The organism is Capnocytophaga sp. G1920 (genome assembly GCF_051417515.1).
Map to the genome: position 1 here is coordinate 41385 of NZ_JBPRKH010000008.1, position 23396 is coordinate 64780.

At 40.1% G+C, this 23396-nt stretch carries 15 protein-coding genes; 4 read left to right on the plus strand and 11 right to left on the minus strand.

Going from position 1 to position 23396, the window contains the following annotated elements; translation table 11 throughout:
- Positions 1 to 110: 110 nt before the first annotated feature.
- The 4 genes from ACSQ7D_RS06225 to ACSQ7D_RS06240 are packed head-to-tail and all read right to left on the minus strand — an operon-like array spanning position 111 to position 6294.
- Complete coding sequence (locus tag ACSQ7D_RS06225) at positions 111 to 254, minus strand: hypothetical protein (protein WP_437135666.1); 144 nt, start codon at positions 252 to 254, stop codon at positions 111 to 113.
- Between the two features lie 54 nt (positions 255 to 308).
- Positions 309 to 1409, minus strand: coding sequence for a DUF5017 domain-containing protein (locus ACSQ7D_RS06230; RefSeq protein ID WP_437135667.1), 1101 nt, complete (start codon positions 1407 to 1409; stop codon positions 309 to 311).
- A gap of 1 nt (position 1410) precedes the next feature.
- Positions 1411 to 3216, minus strand: coding sequence for a RagB/SusD family nutrient uptake outer membrane protein (locus ACSQ7D_RS06235; RefSeq protein WP_437135668.1), 1806 nt, complete (start codon positions 3214 to 3216; stop codon positions 1411 to 1413).
- 12 nt (positions 3217 to 3228) lie between these two features.
- The gene (locus ACSQ7D_RS06240) at positions 3229 to 6294 is read right to left on the minus strand and encodes a SusC/RagA family TonB-linked outer membrane protein (protein ID WP_437135669.1); all 3066 of its coding nucleotides are present in this window, start codon (positions 6292 to 6294) and stop codon (positions 3229 to 3231) included.
- Between the two features lie 776 nt (positions 6295 to 7070).
- On the opposite strand from ACSQ7D_RS06240, the gene ACSQ7D_RS06245 reads away from it, so the two are divergent.
- Entirely contained in the window at positions 7071 to 7196 is a 126-nt protein-coding gene (locus ACSQ7D_RS06245; RefSeq protein ID WP_437135670.1) for a hypothetical protein, read from the plus strand.
- A 142-nt stretch (positions 7197 to 7338) separates the two neighbouring features.
- Here the strand turns inward: ACSQ7D_RS06245 and ACSQ7D_RS06250 are convergent, their stop codons facing one another.
- From ACSQ7D_RS06250 to ACSQ7D_RS06280, 7 genes are all read right to left on the minus strand, one after another.
- On the minus strand, positions 7339 to 9657 hold the full coding sequence (locus tag ACSQ7D_RS06250; RefSeq protein ID WP_437135671.1) for a penicillin-binding protein 1A: 2319 nt from the start codon (positions 9655 to 9657) through the stop codon (positions 7339 to 7341).
- Positions 9658 to 9686: 29 nt separating this feature from the next.
- The gene (locus tag ACSQ7D_RS06255) at positions 9687 to 10175 is read right to left on the minus strand and encodes a gliding motility lipoprotein GldH (RefSeq protein ID WP_009409915.1); all 489 of its coding nucleotides are present in this window, start codon (positions 10173 to 10175) and stop codon (positions 9687 to 9689) included.
- Positions 10162 to 11472 carry a PSP1 domain-containing protein gene (locus ACSQ7D_RS06260; RefSeq protein ID WP_437135699.1) on the minus strand — a complete coding sequence of 437 codons (1311 nt, stop codon included), beginning with the start codon at positions 11470 to 11472 and terminating at the stop codon, positions 10162 to 10164. The genes ACSQ7D_RS06255 and ACSQ7D_RS06260 overlap by 14 nt, the downstream gene beginning before the upstream one ends.
- A 226-nt stretch (positions 11473 to 11698) precedes the next feature.
- Positions 11699 to 12382, minus strand: a complete 684-nt coding sequence (locus ACSQ7D_RS06265; protein ID WP_437135672.1) for a uroporphyrinogen-III synthase — start codon at positions 12380 to 12382, stop codon at positions 11699 to 11701.
- A gap of 57 nt (positions 12383 to 12439) precedes the next feature.
- Positions 12440 to 13984: an Rne/Rng family ribonuclease gene (locus tag ACSQ7D_RS06270; protein WP_002670818.1), complete on the minus strand. Its 1545-nt coding sequence runs from the start codon at positions 13982 to 13984 to the stop codon at positions 12440 to 12442.
- A 187-nt stretch (positions 13985 to 14171) separates the two neighbouring features.
- The gene (locus tag ACSQ7D_RS06275; protein WP_002670816.1) at positions 14172 to 14486 is read right to left on the minus strand and encodes an HU family DNA-binding protein; all 315 of its coding nucleotides are present in this window, start codon (positions 14484 to 14486) and stop codon (positions 14172 to 14174) included.
- A 228-nt stretch (positions 14487 to 14714) separates the two neighbouring features.
- Entirely contained in the window at positions 14715 to 15944 is a 1230-nt protein-coding gene (locus tag ACSQ7D_RS06280) for a 3-phosphoshikimate 1-carboxyvinyltransferase (protein ID WP_437135673.1), read from the minus strand.
- Between the two features lie 1510 nt (positions 15945 to 17454).
- Between ACSQ7D_RS06280 and ACSQ7D_RS06285 the strand changes: the two genes are divergently transcribed.
- The 3 genes from ACSQ7D_RS06285 (at position 17455) to nhaD (ending at position 23247) form a co-directional block, all read left to right on the plus strand.
- Positions 17455 to 18831 (plus strand): sigma-54-dependent transcriptional regulator, encoded by a 1377-nt coding sequence (locus ACSQ7D_RS06285; protein ID WP_002670899.1) that lies wholly within the window; start codon positions 17455 to 17457, stop codon positions 18829 to 18831.
- Between the two features lie 88 nt (positions 18832 to 18919).
- Positions 18920 to 21850: a glycoside hydrolase family 3 N-terminal domain-containing protein gene (locus ACSQ7D_RS06290; protein ID WP_437135674.1), complete on the plus strand. Its 2931-nt coding sequence runs from the start codon at positions 18920 to 18922 to the stop codon at positions 21848 to 21850.
- A 71-nt stretch (positions 21851 to 21921) separates the two neighbouring features.
- Positions 21922 to 23247 (plus strand): sodium:proton antiporter NhaD, encoded by a 1326-nt coding sequence (gene nhaD, locus ACSQ7D_RS06295; RefSeq protein ID WP_437135675.1) that lies wholly within the window; start codon positions 21922 to 21924, stop codon positions 23245 to 23247.
- Positions 23248 to 23396 lie beyond the last annotated feature (149 nt).

Here is a 23396-nt window from a genome sequence, read left to right on the forward strand (position 1 = left end):
TAAAATCCTTATCAAAAGCTCAAAATACCCAAATCTAAAAACTGATAAGTAACCTTCATTTCTTCATCTTAGATTTCCCTTACCTTCATCGTAAGTTCGTCTTTTGTTCGTCATTCCTTCGTCTTTTGTTCGTTGTAGACCCACTGTAGACCCACTGTAGACCCACTGTAGACCCACTGTAGAGCCACTGTAGAGCCACTGTAGAGCCACTGTAGAGCCACTGTAGAGCCACTGTAGAGCCACTCTTCGTTCACCTCTTCTTCGTCTTTTCTTTACCCTATTCGTACAGATTACACCTCATCACTATCCTATGGGGCTACCGTAATTTTGATAGTGCGGTATTCAGTGTTGTACTTGTACTCGTCAGCACTTACAGTTCCTACATCAGTTTTATAGCCGTCTTTTGAATAGCTTTTAAAACCACTGCTACTGCCCACTACCACTACCTCATAAGTTCCTGCTTTGTCATACGTATGAGTGTATTTGGTCACACCAGAATCATCGGTAATGGTAATACCTTTTCCTGTATCGAAAGCCTTATAGTCAATAGCTCCAAAGTTAGCCGATTCAACAAAATAATCACCTATATAGCCAATGCCAGCACCCACGGTAGTAAACAGAATCTGAATATAAGAAAGCGTTGCCATTTTTTTGTTTACAGCACTTTCCCACGCTGAAATGGTACGACCAATATCAAAAGTGTAATCGGTATACTCAGTTTTGGGTTCTACAAATAAATCCCAAACGGTTTCTTTTTTGAAAGTGACTGCTGTTTCTCCTTCAGCAATTCCTCCTAAGAATATCACGATAGGGAACTTTGTTTCTTCGGGGTGTTCGCTTTGGTCGTTAGTACTTTTCAAAGTAGTTGTCGCAAACTTCATTCGTAAAGTCATCTTCTTGTTACTTCCTACTTTGGTATTTATATTAAGACGCAAAGCTTCATACCACCAGTTAGGGTGTTTGGCATTCACTTTCACTACATTTTTACCTATGGTAGCATCCGTTACTACTTCGGCTTGTTTGCCCACTAAGTTTTCTCCACTATTGGCATTGCGCACTTCAAAAGCGCCATCGGCTAAGGTAGTGCTTCCTACTTGTGTAGAAGTAAAGTCTACTTTGTAAGGTTTCACATCAGGGTCGGTAGGGCGATAGTTTTTACCTTGTAATTCCTCAGAAGTCTTCCCTTTGAGTACATTGTCTATACTCTTTTGGTAATCGTGCCCTTCATCACCGGTGTAGATAGCCAAGGCATTTACATTATGATGAATAGTAAAAGTTACGGGGTCGCCTACCTTCACTTGGGTTTTATCAGCTATTACTGATAGGTCTACGTCTTCAGGTTTATCCTTAGTACAAGCACCCAAAGCCGTGAGTAGCAAACTGCTAATGAGTAATATATGTGTTTTCATTTTAGTATCCAGGATTTTGAGTTAAATTCTTATTTGCGTCCAATTCGCTAAGCGGAATAGGTAATAGCTGGTGATAAGGGCGAACATTCTCAGGCGCAGCAGGTGCTGGAATACGGCGTTCCTCCCCACTGATAAACGGATTGTTGATACGCCAGTTTTGGAAAGCTTGTACCAAAATGCCACGGCGTACGAGGTCACACCAGCGGTCGGTGGTTTCTCCTACAAGCTCGCGTGCACGTTCATTTAAGATTTCAGTGCGGAAAGCGGTATAATCATCGCTGTAATGTTTAGCTGTCCACATAGCAGTACCTGCATAGTCATAGCCATAAGAGGAGGTTTTCCAATCGGGTACTACGGTGTTTACATCGTTGATATGAGTTTTATCCAAATCACGAGGCAATACATCGCGGTGTACGATGCGTCCGCCTGCTTTGTTAGAGATACGAGCGCGTTTGCGCACTAAATTCACCGCATCGTAAGCGCTTTGCACGTTGGTGCCATTCATTGTTAAAGAAGACGAGGGTGTGTAAGCCCCAGGTGAATGGTTTACCTCGTTATAAGCCTCTGCATAGATGAGGAGTACATCAGCAAAGCGAAGTAACGGTTCATCCATACCAAAGTTTTTGTAGTTATAGGAAGAGGTATCAGCTAATGGGAAACGGCGGAACTTACCGATGCTCCACATCACCCAGTTATTGTTTTCGGTAGCCTTACTAAGAGGTTGGTCTACACGGGTATCTTTATAAATATTGTAGTCCCAACCCCATAACTTACCATTGTCGAGTACTTGCACACGTGGGCAGTTCCACAACCGGCGAATAGAGTCGGAGGGTTCATAAATCATACGGTGGTAATCGGAACTAGAGATGTTATCCCACGAACCTCCTAAGTTTTCATTCCCTCTCATTCCGTAAAGCATTCCTGTGAGAGTACCGGTATCGTCGCCTGTAAGACCTTGTACGCACCAAATAACTTCTTTTGGAGCTTCGCTTATTTTGGTTTTAGCGTTGAATACATCGGGATAGTATTCTACTAATTGGTAGCGACCGCCTTGTATGACCTCTTTGGCATAGTTCATTGCTTTGGTGTAGTTTTCAGTAGCCGAACCAAGCACTTCACGTCCGTCGCGTTGTGCTACTGAGGCAAGCCACAAGTGTACTTTAGCCAAGAAACCGCGACAAGCATCTTTGGTAATACGTCCGTATTGGTAACCATTGCCTGTATCGCCTTTTTCGGCTACGTGAGCCATTGCATAAGTAAAGTCGGCAATAATTTGCTCAAATACCTGCTTTTGTGGAGTACGAGGTACTTTCAGGTCGTCGAGTGATTTGGTTTCTTTCACAACCAAAGGCACATCGCCAAACCAACGCACCAAATCGAAGTACAAGTAAGCGCGCACACCACGAGCTTCGGCTACATAGCGTTCCCAGTTATTGATGCGACCTTGGTGTTCAGTTACATTATCGATTACCGAGTTGCAGTTCTTAATAGCTGCATAATGTTGTTGCCACATTTGGGTAATATAATCGTTGTCTGACCCAAACTTGTAGTTGCGCAAGCCTCCCCCTTCGTCCCAATCGGCACGTTTGGCAAGGTCGGTACTGATTTGTTTGGTGCCGTGTCCTGTAACATACACATCGGTGAGGTAACGGTAAGTACCGTTCATTGCTTGGCGAGCATCCAATTCATTTTCATAGAAAAATTGAGATGTAGGGGTACTTTTAGGGTCTTCTTCTAAGAACTTAGCACAACTGCTCAATCCGAGGCTTGCCCCTATTGCTATAATGGTGGTAATATGTAATTTCATAATCTATATCTTTTAAAAACCAACTTCTACTGAGAATAAAACCGATGTAGGTCGTGGATACGGACTCATATCGAGACCTGGGGCTAAGCGGGCAATAGTTCCATAGCCCGTATTAGCTTCGGGGTCAAACCCTGAATAACGTGTCCAAAGCGCAAGATTGGTACCTGTTACCCCTATGCGCAATTTGTTAAGTTTATAAGGCTCTAATACTTCTTTAGGCAAGTTGTAACTAAGAGTAACAGTTTGCAAGCGCAAGAAAGAACCGTCTTCTACCAAGTCGCTACGGAAAGCGTTTTCAGCCCAGAAACCACCTCCAAAGAGCGGGAAGTTACGGTCGGGGTGTGCTTCCGACCACACGTTGTTATAAACGCTTTGTGTGATATTGTCGATATTCTTAGTACCTGTGAGGTAGTAAGCATTACCGTTTACTACATCGTTACCGTACGACCAACGCAAGAAAGCGTACAATTCCCAACCTTTATATGAGAAAGTGTTACCTATACCACCTGTGTGCAATGGGTTTACATCGGCTACAGGCACACGGTCGTTAGTATCGATTACCCCATCGTGGTTGATGTCTTTCACACGCAAACCTCCTAAAGCGACGTTAGGCCCTGGCTGAGCGTTATCCACTTCGTTTTGGTTGTGGAATACACCATCGGCTACATAACCGTAGTAAATACCTACTGGCATACCTACACGCAAGAGCACATCACTTTTGATTTTGGAGTTGATGCCACGGTCATAAAATTGTTGATACTGACCTTCGTCTAACGAAAGGATTTTGTTTCGGTAGAAAGAAATATTGAAATCGGTTGTCCATTTGAAATCGCCTTCACGCAACCATTGTGCATTGAAGCTCACTTCGAGACCTTTGTTTTCCATTGAACCTGCATTCTTCCACGCTTTTTGGAATCCCGAAGTAGAAGGGATATTCACTTCCAAAAGCATATCGTCTATGCGTTTATAATACAGTTCAGTAGAAAGGGTGTAACGGTTTTTGAGGAAGGACAAATCTAAACCGATATTGTATTGCTTTTGGCTTTCCCATTTGAGGTTGTCGTTAGCAATATTGCTGGTATAACGACCGATTTCCACTTTGTTACCATCTAATACTACTTTGTTTTTAGCGAGTTGTGCTAAAGATTGGTAAGATGGGATTTGATTGTTACCTGTCATACCGAAACTACCGCGCAAACGCAAATTGGAAATAGCTTCTATTTTCTTGATAAAGTCTTCTTCGTGAGCATTCCAAGCCAAAGAAATAGCAGGGAAATAACCGTATTTGTTGTTCTTACCAAATTTAGAAGAACCATCGGCACGTAAAGAAGCATTAAGCACATACTTGTTGTTATAACTATAAGTAGCCCTACTGATGTAGGATACTAATTGGTTGCCATCATAAGTGTACAAAGGCGCATAGGTTACTAACCCTTGGTTGATACCCCAAATGCCTTGTTTGGTATCCTCGAAGTTAGTAGACTTATTGTAAGTATAATCTGTCCAATACTTATTGGCTTCAAAAGCGCCCATTATAGAAAAATAGTGCTTATTGACGCTTTTAGAGTATTGCAAACGGGCTTCATATACCCAGCTGTTCTCATTGCGATGAGATAGCTCCATACGTCCGCGTTCTGACTGTCCAAACCAAGTGTCAGGTCCCCAAAAACGGTCTTGACCAATAGTGTGTAAACGGTAAGAAGCACTGGTGTTAAAAGTCAAATCTTTAAGCAGTTGATAGCTGAGGTATACATTGGCGTTGAGCTCGTTATATTTGGTATTGATATCCACTTGGTCTACTGCTACCTTAGGGCTCATCGTACGAATATTAGGATAGCTCATTAGGGTACCAAAACCAGGGTAGTCTAAGAAAGGAGAAGTTTGCAAAGCTTTGAGAACCACTCCATTTTGAGACCAATCGCTTACGGGATTTTTATCCTTAGAAACGGCATAAGAGAGGTTGATACCTGCATTCATCTTATCGTTAATCTTCTGTGAGAGGTTGAGGCGTGAAGTGAAGCGGTTGAAAGCAGAACGTTTGATAAGTCCCTCTTGGTTGAGATAGCCCACTGAAAGCATATAGCGGGTTTGGTCGGTACCACCCGTGATACTACCGTTAGCTTCGTTTTTAGTACCTGTTTGGGTAACTTCTTTCAGCCAATCTTTTACGGCAGGGTGATTCCAGCCTTTTTCGGCAATCATTCGTTGCCAAAAGTCTATTTGAGGTTGATTGCCCCAAGTGCCATAATCGAGCATTTTGTGAGCGTAATCTTCAGCACTGAGCACCTTCAGAGGGATATTAGGCATCATATCAATAGAACTTGCATAACTGAAATTGAATTTTGGTTTGGCGAGCTCTTTTCCTTTTTTGGTGGTGATAAGTACTACCCCATTAGAACCGTTAGACCCGTAGATAGCTGCTGCTGCGGCATCTTTGAGGATTTCCATTGATTCGATATCGTTAGGGTTTAAGCTGAGTAGCGGATTGGTAGCCACATCTTCATTGGTATTGGTTACCCTTTGAGTAGGCATTGGCACCCCATCAATAACAAAGAGCGGTTGCGTACCTCCTGTAATGGAGTTCACCCCGCGAATTCTAAAAGTGAGTCCGCTGGAAGCAGAACCATCGGAAGAGATGATTTGCACCCCACTCACTTTACCTTGCAACGCTTGCAATACCTGCGATGGACTGCTTTGGGCGATATCTGCCATTTTCACCGAAGCTACTGCCGTAGAGATATCGCTTTTGCGCTGTGTACCGTACCCTACAAGCACTACCTCATCAATCTGAGTGACCTCAGGTTCGAGAGATACATTGAAAGTACGTGTTTTACCTACGGCTATGGTTTTGGAGCGATAGCCCATAAAGCTCACTACTATTTTATCGGTAGGAGCTACACTTAGAGAGAAACGCCCTTCAAAATCAGTAGCCGTACCTGAATGTGCGTGCTCTACAGCAACGCTTGCACCAGGGAGGGGTTGTTTGTTTTCATCGGTAACTACCCCCGTAATAGTTACTTTTTGCGCCAGCATTGGGATACTGAACAGCAAAATACAAATGCTAATGATGCTTTTCATTATATAAAATTTAAAGTTTTTTCTTTGGGACAAAATTAAGGAATACTTAACAAAAAGCACTTTACTTATTGTACATTTTTCTTTACTAAAAGTTATTTTTCTGGTAAAAACGTAAGTAATCAATAAGTTAACGTGAGCTCAACGTAAGAAATATCGTAGTATTTATGTTACGAAAAATATACAGAATAGAAGCACAAGGGCTTTGTAAAAGGAAATAAAAAGGAATTATAAGTAACTGGTAAAAGTGTTTTTTGGATGAAAAGAGCTTGGGTTAGCTTATAGAGAGCTTATAGGAAGCTTATACGAATCTTGGAAGATTGGTATAGAAAGGGTATGTAAGTAATTGATTAATACCATAATACAACGATTAAAAAGTGCTAAAAATGAGGTTTCGAGGCGAAAGAAAGAGGAATAGGTAATAGGCCTTAAGCCATAGGCAATAGGAGGGAGTATAACGGAAAAGGGGGAATATAGCGACGGAGAAGGGGGAATGTAGCGACTCTCTTATTCGGTAAGCCCCCGAACCCCCGAAGGGGGACAAGCTGGAAAAGGTGACAAACCTCTCTCTTTACACATACCCAGCTGTTGCTGGCTACTTTCAAAGGGGGAGTGTAGGTACGAATGACGAGAGACGAATGACGAACAAATGACGGTCGAGCCACACAGACGGATAAAATTAGTAAAATGAGTTAATTAGCAAATTAGCAAATGAGGGCGGAAGAATTAAATAATGTAGATTTAGAGAGCTTATAGAAAAGACGAACAAAGAACGAACAATGAGTGGCTCTACAGTGACTCTACAGTGGGTCTACAGTGGCTCTACAGTGGCTCTACAGTGGGTCTACAGTGGGTCTACAGTGGCTCTACAGTGGGTCTACAACGAACAAAAGACGAAGGAATGATGAACAATGAACGAAGAAAAAGTGAAGGTAAGTTAAAGCTAAGATAGGGATAAGAAGAAAGTTCGGTTGTATTTATCAATGCAAAAAAAAGGGGATACCAACGCAAAAGCGAAGATATCCCTTTTTTTAATATATTTAATGATTAAAAATCGATAGAGGTATCGTCTTCTCCTGAGTCTTCTTCTTTCTCCTTGCTACAATCTATTTGGATTTGTACATTCTGAGGAGCAGGGAATGCAGCTTTGGAAACAGCTAAGTCAGCATCGGCATAACACTTTTTCATATAGTATCCCCAAATAGGTAGAGCCATTGTAGCCCCTTGTCCATAAGCCATACTACGGAAGTGTACTGCACGGTCTTCGCCCCCTACCCATACGCCTGTTACAAGATTAGGTACCATTGCGACAAACCAACCATCGCTGTTGTTTTGGGTAGTACCGGTTTTACCAGCTATGGCATTGGTAAATTGATAAGGATAGCCAGTCATCACATTTTTATATACAGCGTTGTAACTATCAGCTCCTTTGGTACGCAATCTCGCCCCTGAACCATAGCGAGTAACACCTTCTAAAAGATTTACTACGGCGCGAGCTACTTCGGCATTTACTACATCGTGAGTTTCAGGAGTATTTTCGAAGAGTACTGTACCGTTTTTATCTTCAATACGGGTAATCAGTACAGGTTTTACATATACGCCTTCATTGGCAAAAGTACCGTAAGCACCTACCATTTGGAAAACAGTAGCATCGGCAGTACCTAAGGCGATGGAAGGAGCTTGAGGCATATTGGAAGTAATCCCTAACTTTTTCACTAAGTTAATGACAGGAAGAGGACCTACTTTATCCATTAAATTCACCGTAATAGAGTTCACGGAGTTTGCTAATGCATATTTGAGAGTCATCATCTTACCGGTAAAGTTACCTGTGGAGTTACGCGGGCACCACGCTTGCAGGTTACCATATTTATGAGCTTCTACACAAGTTTGTATATCGGGTAGCTCTAAACAAGGAGAATAGTGGAGCTGGTCAATAGCTGTGGCATAAACAAAAGGTTTGAAGGTAGACCCAGTTTGGCGAGCTCCTTGTATGACTTGGTCGTACTGGAAATGTTTGTAGTTAATACCACCAACCCAAGCCTTGATATGCCCTGTTTGGGGTTCCATAGACATCATTCCTGTGCGCAAAAAAGCCTTGTAGTACAGTATAGAATCGCGAGGGGTCATTACAGTGTCTTTCTCACCTTTCCAACTGAATACGCGCATATCGGTCTTTTTATAGAAAGAGTCGCGGATTTCCTTTTCGGAATAGCCTAAATACTTTAAGTGAGTCCAGCGATTAGAGTTTTTCATTGCCTTTTCAATTAGGGCTGCGTACTCATCTTTTGAGACCTTCACGAAAGGGAACATAGGGTTCTTCTTAGGGTTATTTTCGGCGTCGAAAGCCTTTTGTAGTCGTTGCATATGAGCTTTAACGGCAGCCTCAGCGTAGGCTTGCATCTTAGAATCGATAGTAGTGTAGACTTTTAGTCCATCGAGATATAAGTTGTGCTTGGTACCGTCTGGCTTAGGATTGTTTTCAATCCAGGTTTTCATATAAGTACGCAAGTATTCGCGGAAATAGGTAGCCAAGCCGTCGTTATGACTCTCAGGGGTGAATTTAATTTTTAAAGGCAGTTTTTGTAGAGAGTCTTTTTCCTCCTGAGTAATGTAGTTGTTCTTTGCCATTTGGGCAAGTACTACATTACGCCTATTGGTGACGCCTACTTTATTTTTCACTGGGTTATAAAGAGCGGAGTTTTTAAACATTCCGACTAGCATTGCCCCCTCTTCTATCTTGAGGTTTTTAGGTTCTTTATCGAAGTAAATTTTGGCAGCTGAGCGTATACCATCGGCATTGTTATTAAAGTCGTAGACATTAAAGTACATTGCCAATATTTCTTCTTTGGTATATTGTTTCTCGAGACGAGTAGCAATGACCCATTCTTTTATCTTTTGAGTATAACGCCCTAAGCCTCTTTTCTTTTCTTTATGGAAGAGCTGTTTAGCCAACTGTTGGGTAATAGTTGAAGCTCCTCCTCTGCTACCGAAGAAAAACATTGCGCGCAAGGTGCCACGTACATCGATACCTGAATGCTCATAAAAGCGTTCGTCCTCGGTAGCAATAAGCGCATCGACTAATGATTTGGGCAAATCTTTAAACTTAATAGGAGTGCGATTCTCGTCTAAATAGAATTTTCCTAAGGATTTACCATCGGCGGTAATTATTTCGGTAGCTAAATTGGTTTCGGGATTTTCTAAGTGTTTGAAGTCAGGCATCTCGCCTAATAGTCCCAAAGATGCTGATAAGAACAGCAACATAATTGCTACAATTCCACCAGCAAAGATATACCAAAACCATTTTACGACAGGGCTTATACCCTTTTTGGTTTCACTATTGTTTTCTGTGTCGTTTGTTTTTTTCATATCTTATCTATTAGTTTATCAATGAAAGGTTACTTTCTGTTTTTTACTTCCTCAACTCTTAATCCTACTTCAGTAATTCCTTTGAGCACAGGCACGCCGTTGTTATCGCCTATTTTTCGCATTGCTTGTTCTATTTTAATGAGATATTTACCTTTAGTAGGGAATGTGAAATTCTCTTTATACCACAATTTACTCTCTTTTACGGCTGAATAGCCATAGCCTAACCATTTACCTTCGGGGGTAGCCATTTCGTACTCCAAAGTGTCTACAATTACTTTATTGCTGTTAGGCAATTCCATTTTAGTAATGAGAAACAGATTGCTGAACTCATAATGTTCGTCATTTCGGAGCATTATAAAAAGGTTCTTCTTTGCTACTGTGTCGTTTTCTTCTAATTCAAAAAACATAGGTTTATGCTGTTCCCAACCATTGGGTAGGGAAACATATTGGCTATATTCCACTCCACTATGGCAAGAAATAAGCAAGGTAAAGAAGGTTAGCAGGCTAAGAATTCTCATCTTTTGGTGTATTGTCGTTATTATTAACTTTTTGTTTGTTTTTATAATTAGGGTTCTTTTTGTTATTCCCATTGGTATAATGAGTATTTTTAGGTTTCGCTTGTGGCTTTTGAACTTGTTTCTCGTTTGCTACTTCTGCATTGTTATTGTTTTTCCTAGCTCCTTGATTGGACTGTGATTTCAGTTGTTTAGAGGAGTTATTATTGTTACTTTGAGCAGATTTAGCATTCTTTTGACCTCCTTTATTGTCCTTTTTATTGTTGCGTTTGTTCTTTTTGCGCTTAGGAGTATCGAAACGGGTGATGCTATCTTCTTCTACCGGAGCGAGTTCAATGCCCTCATATACTGAGGTACTCTTACGAGAAGACAAATCGGTTACAATGGCATATTCTTCGAGTTCCTCGATAGGTTCGCCGTTTTTATTGATTTCTAAGATTTCTTTTACACTATCTACAGATAGTTTGTGCCAAGTAATAGGGTTTTCATCATAAGTGAACCACATTAATCGCTTAAAGATGTCTATCTTTTGACAAGTAGCCATACCGCGTTGTGTATGGAGTTTTGTATCGGTTCTTGGGAAGTCTTGCAGAGCATCTAAATAAGTATCGAGCTCAAAGTTCAAGCAACATTTTAGCTTACCACATTGCCCTGCTAATTTCTGTGGATTTAAAGAGAGTTGCTGATAGCGGGCAGCGGAAGTAGAAACACTTCTAAAATCGGTAAGCCAAGTAGAGCAACACAATTCGCGCCCACAAGAGCCTATACCGCCCAAGCGAGCTGCCTCTTGACGGAAACCTATCTGGCGCATTTCTATACGCACTGAAAAGGCTTTTGCCATATCCTTAATGAGTTGGCGGAAATCTACGCGTCCTTCAGCTGTATAATAGAAAGTAGCCTTAGAGCCATCACCTTGAAATTCGACATCTGAGATTTTCATTTCGAGTCCTAAGGCAATAGCCAGCTCGCGTGATTGTTTTTGTACTTCAATCTCTTTGGCACGTGATTGTTGCCACACATCTATATCGTGCTGATTGGCTTTGCGGTATACGCGGGGCAAGTCGCCTTCCCAATCTATTTTTCGCTTCTTCATTTGCGAACGCACCAACTCACCTGTGAGCGTTACTACCCCCACATCGTGACCTGAGGGAGCTTCGGTAGCTACGACATCTCCCATTTGCAGAGGGAGCTTGTCGACATTGCGGAAGTATTCCTTTCGACTGTTTTTAAAACGTACTTCCACGCAGTCGAAAAACTCTTGTCCACCAGCTAATTGAGTATTAGCAAGCCAATCGAACACTGAGAGTTTTACACTCCCAAAGCTACTGGCTCGACAGTTGGATATACACCCTTTTTTTGTATGATTGATTGTGCAACTATTGCAACTCATTTTCCTGTTTATTATGTTAATAGTGTTTAGGTAACATACTACCTCAATCGGCAAAAATACAAAAAAATATAATTAGAGCAACAATGTTTAGTGATTATTTTCTTTATTTTTAGGATTATTACCTTAATATAGTCTGTTATTTTAGGTTTATAGACAGTATTTCTAAAAGAGATTTTACAGTAGGAATCGTAGGGAGGATTATATTTTCAGTTTGGTTTTTTAATCTGTTTTTTACGGCTTCGGCGGTTGTTTTACCTATACAAAATATCTGTTGTTCAGCGGTAAGGGTATTGCGCGAGCAGTAGCTTTCTACTCCCGACGGACTGTAAAAGAGAATAGCACTTGCGTTCTCTTTTATCTCAATAGGAGTATATTCAGTTTTATAAGCGGTGATTTCTTTTACTTTTAAATTGTTTTCAACAAAGAAGTTGGGGAGAGTATTAAGGCGTTGAGTACCTGCAAAGAATGCGATAGAGGTAAGTTTTTTTAAGGAAGTTAAGTTTTGCTGTAAATATTGAACCAAATCAGAGGCATAGTGGGCAAAATGCAATACATTAAAACCGTTTTGAGTGAGTAGTTGTTGAGTTTGCTCACCTACACAAAGAACAGGAGTCTCTTTTAAGGTAGTTGCCAAAGAGTGTCGCGATAGGCTCTTCACTGCATTTTGACTGGTAACAATGAGCAAGTCGTAGGGTGGTGTGAGGCTCATTGTTATAGGGCTTACGGTGATAAAGTTGTGTTCGATGAGGTGTATAGGAAGAACTGAAAGGATTGCTTTCTGTTCTTGGGATAAGACTTTTGTAGAGACGATGGTTTTCATATTTGTTATTTAATAAAAAAACTCGGTGAGTATTGCTACGCACCGAGTTTGGTAATGTTAAAGAGGGGTTCCTTCATTGGTTTTGAAGCGATACTCTAAATAAGTATAGGCATCGCGCGGTAGGATTTTTATCCATCGCTTGTATTTCAAGAACCACTTGAAACGGATAGAGCTAAATAGCCCTTTGGTTAAATAAGCTGCTATGAAAGGGTGCGCATTTAGCACGATGCGTCCTTTATAGGCTTCCTCCTTAATAATGCTTTCAAGTTCTATATTGATTTTATCAATTAGAACGATAGGCGCTTCGATTTCGCCTTCTTTGCTTGGATTCTCTTCTTTTGTTTTGATGTTTAGTTCTTGGCGCACTCGCTGGCGTGTGATTTGTATCAGACCGAACTTGCTCGGGGGCAAGATTTTGTGTTTAGCACGGTCTTCGGCCATTTCGTTGCGCAAGTGGTCGAATAATACACGGCGGTTTTCGCTATTGCCCATATCGATAAAATCGACGACGATGATACCACCCATATCGCGCAATCGGAGTTGTCGTGCGATTTCGGTAGCAGCGATGAGGTTTACGGATAGAGCGGTGGTTTCTTGGTCGTTATTTTTATTGGAATGGTTGCCACTGTTTACGTCTATCACGTGTAAGGCTTCGGTGTGTTCTATTACGAGGTAAGCTCCTTTTGGCATCGATACGGTGCGACCGAAAGCCGTTTTGATTTGTCGCTCGATATGGAACTTTTCGAATATAGGCACTGATGAGTGATAGAGTTTTACGATATTCTCTTTCTCAGGAGCAATTTCTTGTACGTATTTTTTTATCTGTTCATAGAGTTGCTCATTATCTACGTGAATACCTGTAAAGGAATCGTTGAACATATCGCGGAGGATAGCCCCCGTTTTGTTCACTTCACTCATTACCTTAGAGGGAAAAACCGCTTTTTGAATTTTTCGGCACATCAAAACCCAACGATTGAAGAGACTTTGCAAATCCTTGTCGAGTTCCGCTACTTTTTTACCTTCGGCTACGGTGCGTACAATCACACCAAAACCTTTGGGTTTAATGCCTTGCAAGAGTTTACGCAAGCGTTCTTTCTCGGCTTTACCTTCTATTTTCTGAGAGATAGAAATGCGGTCAGAAAAGGGAACCAGCACGAGGTAACGACCTGCGATAGAGAGTTCAGAGCTGATACGAGGACCTTTGGTGGAGATAGGTTCTTTTACTATCTGTACCAGTATAGGTTGATTAGGTTTAAGTGTTTCGGCTACAGAACCATTTTTATCGATATCGGGTTCTAAGGGAAAATCTTTAAGAGAAAAGTCTTTTAGTTTTCCAGAGATTACCCATTTAAGGAACTTCAGTAGAGAAGCTAATTGGGGGCCTAAGTCGTGATAATGCAAGAAGGCGTCTTTTTCGTGACCTACGTTTACAAAAGCTGCATTGAGCCCCTGTATAGGTTTGCGCACCTTAGCGAGCATTATATCTCCTACTCCTAAGCCGTTAGTATCTTCTTCTTTATGAAGTTCGATGAGCCTACCGTCTCTGAGCAAAGCAAAATCTACGTAAGAGGAACCAGAACGAATGATTAATTCTTTGTCCACTTTGTTGGATTTTAGTTAAACAATACTACTTTAAAGAGAAAAAGTAGTTAAAAACTACTTTTTCTTTTTGTGGCGATTAGCTCTCGCTCTTTTTTTGCGTTTGTGGTTAGCCACTTTATGTCTTTTTCTTTTTTTTCCGCTTGGCATAACTTAATTATTTAATATATTGTGATTTATTAATACAATGTTATTTTTTCGCTTTTTTATCAGTTTTAGCTACTTTTACCTTAGCTTTAACTCCTTCAACGAATACTTTTGCAGGTTTAAAGGCAGGAATGTTATGAGCGGGAATTTTCAAAGTGGTATTCTTAGAGATGTTACGTCCAGTTTTTTCAGCTCTAGTTTTGATAATAAAGCTACCGAAGCCTCTAAGATATACGTTTTGACCACTTTCTAATGTGTTGATTACTTCGTTCATAAAGTTTTCAACCGTTAGTTGAACGTCGTTTTTATCAAGACCCAACTTGTCGGAAATCTTTGATACAATTTCTGCTTTTGTCATCTTTATATTGTTTTTATTAATAATATTCTCTAAATCCTTTCAGCGTGCAAAGGTACAAATTAATTATTTAATAAACACTATGTTAGAACAACTTTTTTTATTTTTTATTTTTTAGTATCTGATAATTAGTTGTTTAAAACATTGTTTTCTAATATTTTACAATTAAAATATGCTTTTGTCGTATCGCGGTAGATTTTTATGTTACTAATTGAAAATAAGTATAAGCTATTATTTTTTAACTGTAAGCTGGGCTACGTCGTGCCAAAAAGAGGGATAGGATTTGCTTACGACTTCTTTATCGGCTATTTCGAGGGTAGTTTTTAGCATCAAAGGTGTGAAAGCCATTGCCATTCGATGGTCGTTATAGGTAGCAATGCTAATACCAGAGCGCAAGTGTGGGCAAGGTGCTAAATGCAAGCTGTCGTGAGTAATACTTACATCGGCTCCTAACTTTCTCAGTTCGGTTTGTAGTGCTTGAAGGCGGTCGGTTTCTTTGATTTTAAGAGTGTGTAAGCCTGTTAAATGGCACTCTAAGCCCATTGCTACACAAGTAACGGCAATGGTTTGTGCTATATCGGGGGTGGCATTTAGGTTATACTCGAAACGCTTTTGCTGAGGTTCAGCTACTTTTTCAATAGTTAATTCATTACCTTTGAATGAGGAGTGCACTCCAAAAAACTCATAAATAGTTTTTAAGGCACTATCGCCTTGCAGGCTATGAGGCTTAAAATAGGACAATGAAAGGGTGGTGCCTATGGGCGATAAGGCAACAAAAGCATACCAATAGGAGGCGGAAGACCAATCGGATTCTACTTCCCAACTGTTATGTAGTAAGTTTTTTCCTTTCATTGTGTTTACCTTTATAGTATTGGCTTTGAACAACACTTGCTCTTGTCCTATGCAATGAGCTAAGAGATTGGTAGTCATTTTTAAGTAAGGCAGAGAGGTAACTTCGCCTTCCAAATGCAAGGTGAGTCCGTTAGGCAAAGCAGGAGCAATAAGCAATAAAGCTGAGCTGTACTGACTGCTGACGTTGCCTTGGATATGTACTTCGTTGTTAGTAAGCTTTTTGCCTCTTATATATATAGGTGGAAATCCTTCTTTTTCAGTATATGTAATATCGGCGCCTAACTGTTGTAATGCATTTACTAATAGGTTTATGGGTCTTTCTTTCATTCGGGGAGAACCTGTGAGGAGCACTTCTTTGCCCTGTTGTATTGCAAAATAAGCGGTGAGAAAGCGCATTGCAGTACCTGCGTGATGAATGTCTACAACTTCTGTATGAGAGGTAAGAGCTTGTTGTAGCAGTAGGGTATCATCGGCGGTGGAGAGGTTTTGCACAGTGAGTTCAGGGAAGAGCGCTTGCAATATAAGTGCTCTATTGCTTTCGGACTTGGAGCCTGAGAGCAACAAATGTTTTCCTGACTGTAATATGGAATGAGGTAATTGTATGTTCATAAGGTAAAAGGTAAAAGGTAAAAGGTAAAAGGTAAAAGGTAAAAGGTAAAAGGTAAAAGGTAAAAGATTAATGGTGAATGGTGAATGGTTAGCGCGACAGGTGTTTAATAGGGTGCAAAGGTAGGGAATAATGCTGATAAAACCAAAAATGCTGATAATGCCATAATTAACTTTGCCAAAGTTTTTGCCTGTGTGGCTCGCACCTTTGGCAAAGTTTGAGATGAAAAAGCGATGTGTTGAGACTGTTAGTAGGATTCGGAAGGAAACGGAGAAATTCGCAAGAGAGAAGAGAGGTTTTTTGATGAGAAAAGGCTGTTAGGAAGGTGGGGTTAGCTTATAGAGAGCTTATAGGAAGCTTATACGAATCTTGGACGATTGGTATAGGAAGGGTATATAAATAATTGATTCATAATATAATACAACAATGCAAAAAACGGTAAAAAGAGGGTTTCGAGGCGAAAGAAAAAGAATCCTCACCCCGTCCCTCTCCCAAGGAGAGGGGGAGTGTAGTGACGGGAAAAAGAGAAGAGATGACGGGTGACGAGGGACGAATGGTGAAGGTAATGTGAGGGTGTAGCACGACGGGCAAATACGAGCTACACGGGCAATTAGTAGAGAATTGGTAGAAGGGTAGTGGAGAAAATAGTTCTTTTGTATACTCAGACTTGTGGGATAAGTAGCACTTGTGAGATGAATCTGATGGTTGAATTGAGGTTAAGATAAAAATAAGATGAAGAGAAGGGGAGGAGATAGTATTGCATAGGAGGGGTTGGATTGAGAGATGATAGTGTGTAAAAAGTTACATATTTACACATTTTGTGTATAACTACACACTTTGTACACAGGTTACGCACGGGATACTAACAAGTTATCAACAGGTTGTTAATAACTTATTGTATTGATAATAAATGTTTTAATGTAGTTATGAACAGATTTACGGTATTTTGGCACGGAATTTTCTATATAGTAGGCGTAAGTTGATAAAACTTATTGTGCATAGTAATAAAATAAATGATTTGTCACAAACAGAAAATGGTTAAAAATTAAATTACTGAAAAAATTGCTAAAAGAAACATTGTTAGATAAGAATCATTAAACAAAACTGTTGTTAAAAATTAAATTTCATTTCATTGTGTTGTTGGGAAACAACTTTTATATTAAGAACATTGCTAAAATTTTAATTGTTTAAACACAATCATTTATTAAACTATTTTAAGACATTCCTTTAAGTTTAGCCAAGCTAGCTTAAAGTACTAACAAATATTGGGAGTTAGTAGTAGTATTTATATTATATGCATTGAAGAAAGACTTTCTTGAAAAAAGAAAGTCTTTTTTTATTAATATAGTATGTTTATTAGAAAAGTTTTGTATATTTGCAAAATTTTTGTCCTGTTTTAAAGAGCGCTTTTTAAACGCACAAAGCTGATGTTCATATTTTTATCATATGATGATAAGTGAGGTAACGGCTAAAAACAGTATATTTTTTAATTTAAAAAGACATATATAAAGTATGAAGAATCCAATTCTTTTAGTAGAAGATGATGTAGTTTTTTCCAAAATGTTAGGTAAATTTTTGGAGCGCAATGGATATGAAGTAGTAAGATGTTATAATTTAGAAGAAGCGGAGAAAAGCCTAAATGCATCGCTAAGTTTAGTATTCACTGATTTACGTCTGCCCGACGGTGACGGTATCAATTTCTTGAAAAAGGTGAAAGAAGTATATCCAGATTTGCCAGTAGTGGTAATGACCAGCTATGCGGAAGTATCGACTGCGGTAGAGGCAATGAAATTGGGTGCTTTTGATTATATATCGAAACCGTTCCAACAAGAGGACGTACTGAATGTTATTAAGAATGCACAAAGCAGTACGCGTACGGCTTCGTTACCTAAGAAGGAAAATGTGAAGGCGGACAACAGCCCAGGCAAAGCTGCTCAGCCTGTTGTTACTAACGAAAATTCATATATAGAAGGTGTAAGTGCCGCTTCTAAAAAGCTGAATAAGTTTATCAGTTTGGTAGCCCCTACGGATATGTCGGTACTCATTACTGGTGAAAGTGGTACGGGTAAAGAGGTGATAGCTAAATCTATTCACTTGAAAAGTGAGCGTCGTAACAAGCCTTTTATTGCGGTGGACTGCGGTGCCATTCCTAAAGAAATTGCATCGAGTGAGTTCTTCGGTCACGTAAAGGGTTCGTTTACGGGAGCAATTACCGATAAAAAAGGACACTTTGAAGAGGCAAATGGTGGTACTATTTTCCTTGATGAGGTAGGGAACCTAAGCTATGACAACCAAATACAATTGCTACGTGCCCTACAAGAGCGCCGTATTAAACCTATTGGTAGTTCTAAGGAAATAGAAGTTGATATTCGTGTATTGGCAGCTACCAACGAAGATTTATTGGCAGCAGTAGGAAAAGGAGAGTTTCGCGAAGACCTTTATCACCGATTGAACGAGTTTTCGATAAAAGTACCTTCGCTAAGTGAGCGCAAAGACGACTTGATGATATTTGCTTCATACTTCTTGGAAAAAGCAAATGAAAAGCTACATAAGAACGTACAAGGGTTTACTGAAAAGGCGGTACAAAAGATGCTTTTATACACTTGGGGAGGTAATTTGCGCGAACTATCGAACACGGTGAAACGCGCTGCCCTACTCACACAAGGTGATTATATTACCGAAAATGAGTTGCCAGAGCCTGTAATTACTGAAACACGCCATTTCCCTACGGAGCGTTTTTCTTTTTCAACCAAAGAAAACGAGCGTGAACTCATTATTAGTGCGCTACACGAGACCCATAATAATAAAACAGAAGCAGCTAAGCTGTTAGGCTTTACACGTAAAACACTTTACAACAAACTTAAAGCCTATAATATAGACGAATTTTAATAGGTAAAGGGTAAGAGGTAACAAGGTAAAAGGCAAGTAAAACGCCTCTTATCTGTTATTTCTTACCTTTTACTTTTTATCTTAAAAAATGAGAAAGACTTATTTACTAATTACTTTTTTTAACTTATCACTATTTACTACACTTGCCCAAAATAAATCTCCTTTAACAACTACCGATGCCCAAGCACAACAGCAGTGGGTGAACGACACTTATAACAAAATGAGCCTTGATGAAAAGATTGGGCAACTGTTTATGGTATCGGTATTTTCAAGCCATATAGGCACAAAAAAAGCCGAAGAGGTAAAAGACTTCATAAAGAAATACTACATTGGAGGGATTATCTTCTCCAAAGGAGGACCGAGGCGTCAGGCAAAGCTCACCAATGAATACCAAGCACTCTCTAAAATTCCGCTTTTTATGGCAATGGATGCCGAGTGGGGATTGGCGATGCGCTTGGACTCTACTTATGCTTACCCGTGGAATATGACCCTTGGGGCAATCAAAGATAACTATCTTGTAGAACGTACCGGTAGACGTATAGGGTTACACTGCAAGCAATTGGGTATGCAGTTTAACTTTGCTCCTGATATTGATATTAACACAAATCCGAATAACCCTATTATAGGAAATCGTTCGTTTGGCGAGGATAAAGAGAATGTAACCCAAAAAGGGCTTGCTTTTACTCGCGGAATGCAGTCGGTAGGGGTATTAGGCAGTGCCAAACACTTTCCTGGTCACGGTGATACTTCTAAAGATTCTCATAAAACTCTACCGCTTATATCTTTTGCTGCTAACCGTATTGACGAGGTAGAACTTTACCCTTTTAAAGCCCTCATCAGAGAAGGAGTAGCGAGCATAATGGTAGGGCACCTTAATATTCCTTCCTTAGAACCTAAAACAGGGCTACCTTCGTCGTTATCAAGTGCTATTATTACTGATTTACTCAAAAAGAAATTAGGTTATCAAGGGCTTATCTTTACCGATGCACTTGGTATGAAAGGGGTATCGGAATACTTGCCCGTAGGCGAAGTGGAAGTAGAAGCCTTCTTGGCGGGTAACGATATTTTGCTGATGCCAGCTAATGTAGCTAAGGGTTTTGAGGCAATGAAGAAAGCCTACCAGAACAAACGCATCAGTGAGGAACGCTTAGCACATTCAGTAAAGAAAATACTAATGGCTAAATACAAAGTGGGGCTCACATCTTTTAAACAATTAGACGAAAGCACTGTAACCTCTACCTTGCACACAATAGAAGACGATTTGCTCACTGAGGAACTGTTTGAAAATGCGATTACTGTAGGGCAAAACAAGGAAAATATACTGCCTATAAAAGACTTGGACAAGCGCAAAATAGCCTATGTGAAGTTTGGCAACGACAGTGGTTGGGCGTTTTATTCTACTTTACGCAAATACGCAGAGACCGTGCTTATTGAGCCTAAGAATGAGGCACAGCTATATGAAGCAGTTGAACCTTTTGACACGATTATCATCGGGTTGCACAAACCAGATAAGACCCCTTGGGACGCATACAAGTTTACAGAGAACGAACTGAAATGGTTAGACCATATTGCTAAGAAAAAAAAGGTAATCCTCGCAGTGTTTACTCGCCCCTATGCGATGCTTGACGTGAAAAATATAGCTCCTATTAAAGCTATTGTATTTGCTTACCAAAATAACAAAGTAGCCCAAGAGAAAGCCGCTCAGCTCATCTTTGGTGCTATTGAGGGCAAAGGAGTTTTGCCTGTAACAGCACACCCTAACTTACCCGTAGGCACTTCAATTGTTACTCCCAGAATAGGACGCTTAGCTTACGGCTTACCTGAAAGCGTGGGACTCAATTCTCTTAAACTAAAAGAGATAGACAGCATTGCTCTTGATGCTGTAGCACAAAAGATGACACCCGGGATGCAAGTATTGGTTGCCAAAAGAGGGAAGGTAGTTTACCGTAAGAATTTTGGTACTTTAGATTACAATCCAGCCAATAAAGTGACCGACAATACTATTTACGACCTCGCTTCGCTTACGAAGATATTGGCTACTCTCCCCGAATTGATGCGCCTTTATGTGCGTGGAGATTTCAAACCCGTAGATACTTTTGAGGATTTGCTACCAAAGCTCAAACATACAAACAAGGGAGATTTGGTAATGAAAGATGTGCTCTCGCACTATGCTCAGTTCCAGTCGTGGATTCCTTTTTACCGAAAAACCTTAGACATTGATAAAAAACCTTTGCCTGAGTATTACAGCACTACCAAAAGTGATTCTTTCCCTACTGAGGTAGCCAAAGACTTATATCTTAGAGAAGGATATGCTGACAGTATTTATAAAACAATTGACGAGAGTGAGCTTATCAAAGATAAAAAGTACTTGTATAGCGACCTCCCTTATTATTATTTCAAGAAGTACATAGAAAAAAAAAACAAGAAGCCCCTACAAGAAATCGTTCAGAAGCATTTTTATAGAGGTTTAGGAGCCTACCAGCTTACTTTTCTTCCTTTGCAACGCTTCTCTCCTGTAAATATTGCGCCTGCCGAAGATGAAAAGACCTTTCGTTCTCAGGAGCTTCGAGGGTACGTACACGACCAAGGAGCAGCCCTTTTAGGAGGGGTTGGTGGGCACGCAGGACTTTTTGGAACAGCCGACGATGTAGCCAAAGTAATGCAAATGTACCTCCAACAAGGGTATTACGGTGGTACGTGGTTCTTGCAACCTCAGGCTATAAAAATCTTCAACACTTGTAACTACTGTCCAGAAGGTAACCGTCGGGGTTTAGGATTCGATAAACCACAGTTAGGCAAATCAGGTCCTACTTGTGGTTGTGTACCAATGGATAGCTTTGGACATACCGGTTTTACGGGTACTTTTGCGTGGGCTGACCCCACTAATGAAATAGTAATAGTTATCCTCTCGAACCGCACTTATCCCTCTTCTGACAATAAACTTTTAGTAAACCGATTGGTGCGCCAAAAGATACAAGGAGTGGTGTACCAAGCCCTATCTGCGAATAAAAACTTTTAAAAAGATTTGGTATATAACGAGAAGTTTTAGTACATTTGCGCCACGTTAATTTTTAAAATAGAATTTATTATATGGAAGCGTGGATTATTGCCATTTTTTTCATTGGCTATCTTTGTATTACTACCGAACACCAAATAAAGGTAGACAAAACCATTTCAGCCTTAGCTATGGCTGTCATCTGTTGGACGATACTTAAAGTATTTAACCTTGATGTACTAGAAGTGCTCAACGGAGTGTTAGTACCCGTAGATATAGCTAACAACAGTAATGCTATTGATGAAGCACTACGACATCACTTAGCTGAAACTTCCGAAATACTCTTCTTCTTAATCGGTGCAATGACCATTGTAGAAATCATTGATATGCACCGTGGGTTTGAAATCATCAAGCGGATGATTCGCACCAGAAGCAAAGTAAAATTGCTTTGGATTATAGGTGTTATTGCTTTTTTTCTCTCTGCTATTATCGACAACCTTACTACTACCATTATTCTCATAACCATTGTACGTAAGCTCATACCTGACCAAAAAGAGCGCATTTGGTATGCTTCTCTCATTGTGATCGCTGCCAATGCGGGAGGAGCTTGGTCTCCTATCGGTGACGTAACAACTACTATGCTCTGGGTAAAAAACAAAGTAACCGCTGCTAAATTAGTAGAATACGTATTTATTCCTGCTACTGTATGCTTGATAGTACCTTTGTTAGTTGCTTCATTTTTACCTGTATTCAAAGGAAAGATAGACACTTCAAACAGCGAAGAGAGTATTACTTACAAGAGCAGTATGCCTGTGTTGGTAATAGGCTTTATCTCTATTATCTTTGTGCCTATTTTTAAATCGATTACACACTTACCTCCTTATATAGGGATGCTTTTTTCATTGGCTACTATGTGGTTTATTTCTGAAAAATTAAAACCTATTAGAGAACTTTCATCAACTGATAAGGATAAATTCAGTATTCACCGTGCGATGAGCCGTATCGAGTTTTCGAGCATACTATTCTTTTTAGGAATCCTCTTGGCGGTGGCTTCATTGCAAACTATCGGTACGCTTTTCAACTTTGCACAAACATTGAATGAGACTATCCCAAGTACAAACATAGTGATTTTGCTCTTAGGTTTCGCCTCTGCTATAATAGACAACGTACCATTAGTAGCTGCCAGTATGGGTATGTTCCAAGAACCTATGGATAGTGGTATTTGGCACTACATTGCCTATGCGGCTGGTACAGGAGGTAGTTTGCTTATCATCGGGTCGGCTGCCGGAGTAGTAGCTATGGGTATGGAGAAGATTAATTTCTTTTGGTATGTGAAAAACATCTTATGGATAGCCCTTTTAGGTTTTGTGTTAGGCTATCTTACTTTAGTAGCTTTTGAAGCTTTACACGTTTTTGGATAGCATAAAACGATACATCATATAGGAAAGACTGCCTAAACATAATTCTTTAGGCAGTCTTTTTTATAGGTGAACATCAGCATAGTTATTTTTTAGTCTCTCTTTGTGTATTATGGGAGGTGTATAGAGAATATAAAAGTACGTCAATGCAC

What these genes read in the sequence shown, in the direction of transcription:
- nhaD (WP_437135675.1), top strand. Translation starts at nt 21,922, where the DNA reads ATGGAAGCGTGGATTATTGCCATTTTTTTCATTGGCTATCTTTGTATT.
- ACSQ7D_RS06245 (WP_437135670.1), top strand. Translation starts at nt 7,071, where the DNA reads ATGAGTGGCTCTACAGTGACTCTACAGTGGGTCTACAGTGGCTCTACA.
- ACSQ7D_RS06275 (WP_002670816.1), bottom strand. Translation starts at nt 14,486, where the DNA reads ATGACAAAAGCAGAAATTGTATCAAAGATTTCCGACAAGTTGGGTCTT.
- ACSQ7D_RS06250 (WP_437135671.1), bottom strand. Translation starts at nt 9,657, where the DNA reads ATGAAAAAAACAAACGACACAGAAAACAATAGTGAAACCAAAAAGGGT.
- ACSQ7D_RS06265 (WP_437135672.1), bottom strand. Translation starts at nt 12,382, where the DNA reads ATGAAAACCATCGTCTCTACAAAAGTCTTATCCCAAGAACAGAAAGCA.
- ACSQ7D_RS06280 (WP_437135673.1), bottom strand. Translation starts at nt 15,944, where the DNA reads ATGAACATACAATTACCTCATTCCATATTACAGTCAGGAAAACATTTG.
- ACSQ7D_RS06290 (WP_437135674.1), top strand. Translation starts at nt 18,920, where the DNA reads ATGAGAAAGACTTATTTACTAATTACTTTTTTTAACTTATCACTATTT.
- ACSQ7D_RS06235 (WP_437135668.1), bottom strand. Translation starts at nt 3,216, where the DNA reads ATGAAATTACATATTACCACCATTATAGCAATAGGGGCAAGCCTCGGA.
- ACSQ7D_RS06230 (WP_437135667.1), bottom strand. Translation starts at nt 1,409, where the DNA reads ATGAAAACACATATATTACTCATTAGCAGTTTGCTACTCACGGCTTTG.
- ACSQ7D_RS06240 (WP_437135669.1), bottom strand. Translation starts at nt 6,294, where the DNA reads ATGAAAAGCATCATTAGCATTTGTATTTTGCTGTTCAGTATCCCAATG.
- ACSQ7D_RS06255 (WP_009409915.1), bottom strand. Translation starts at nt 10,175, where the DNA reads ATGAGAATTCTTAGCCTGCTAACCTTCTTTACCTTGCTTATTTCTTGC.
- ACSQ7D_RS06285 (WP_002670899.1), top strand. Translation starts at nt 17,455, where the DNA reads ATGAAGAATCCAATTCTTTTAGTAGAAGATGATGTAGTTTTTTCCAAA.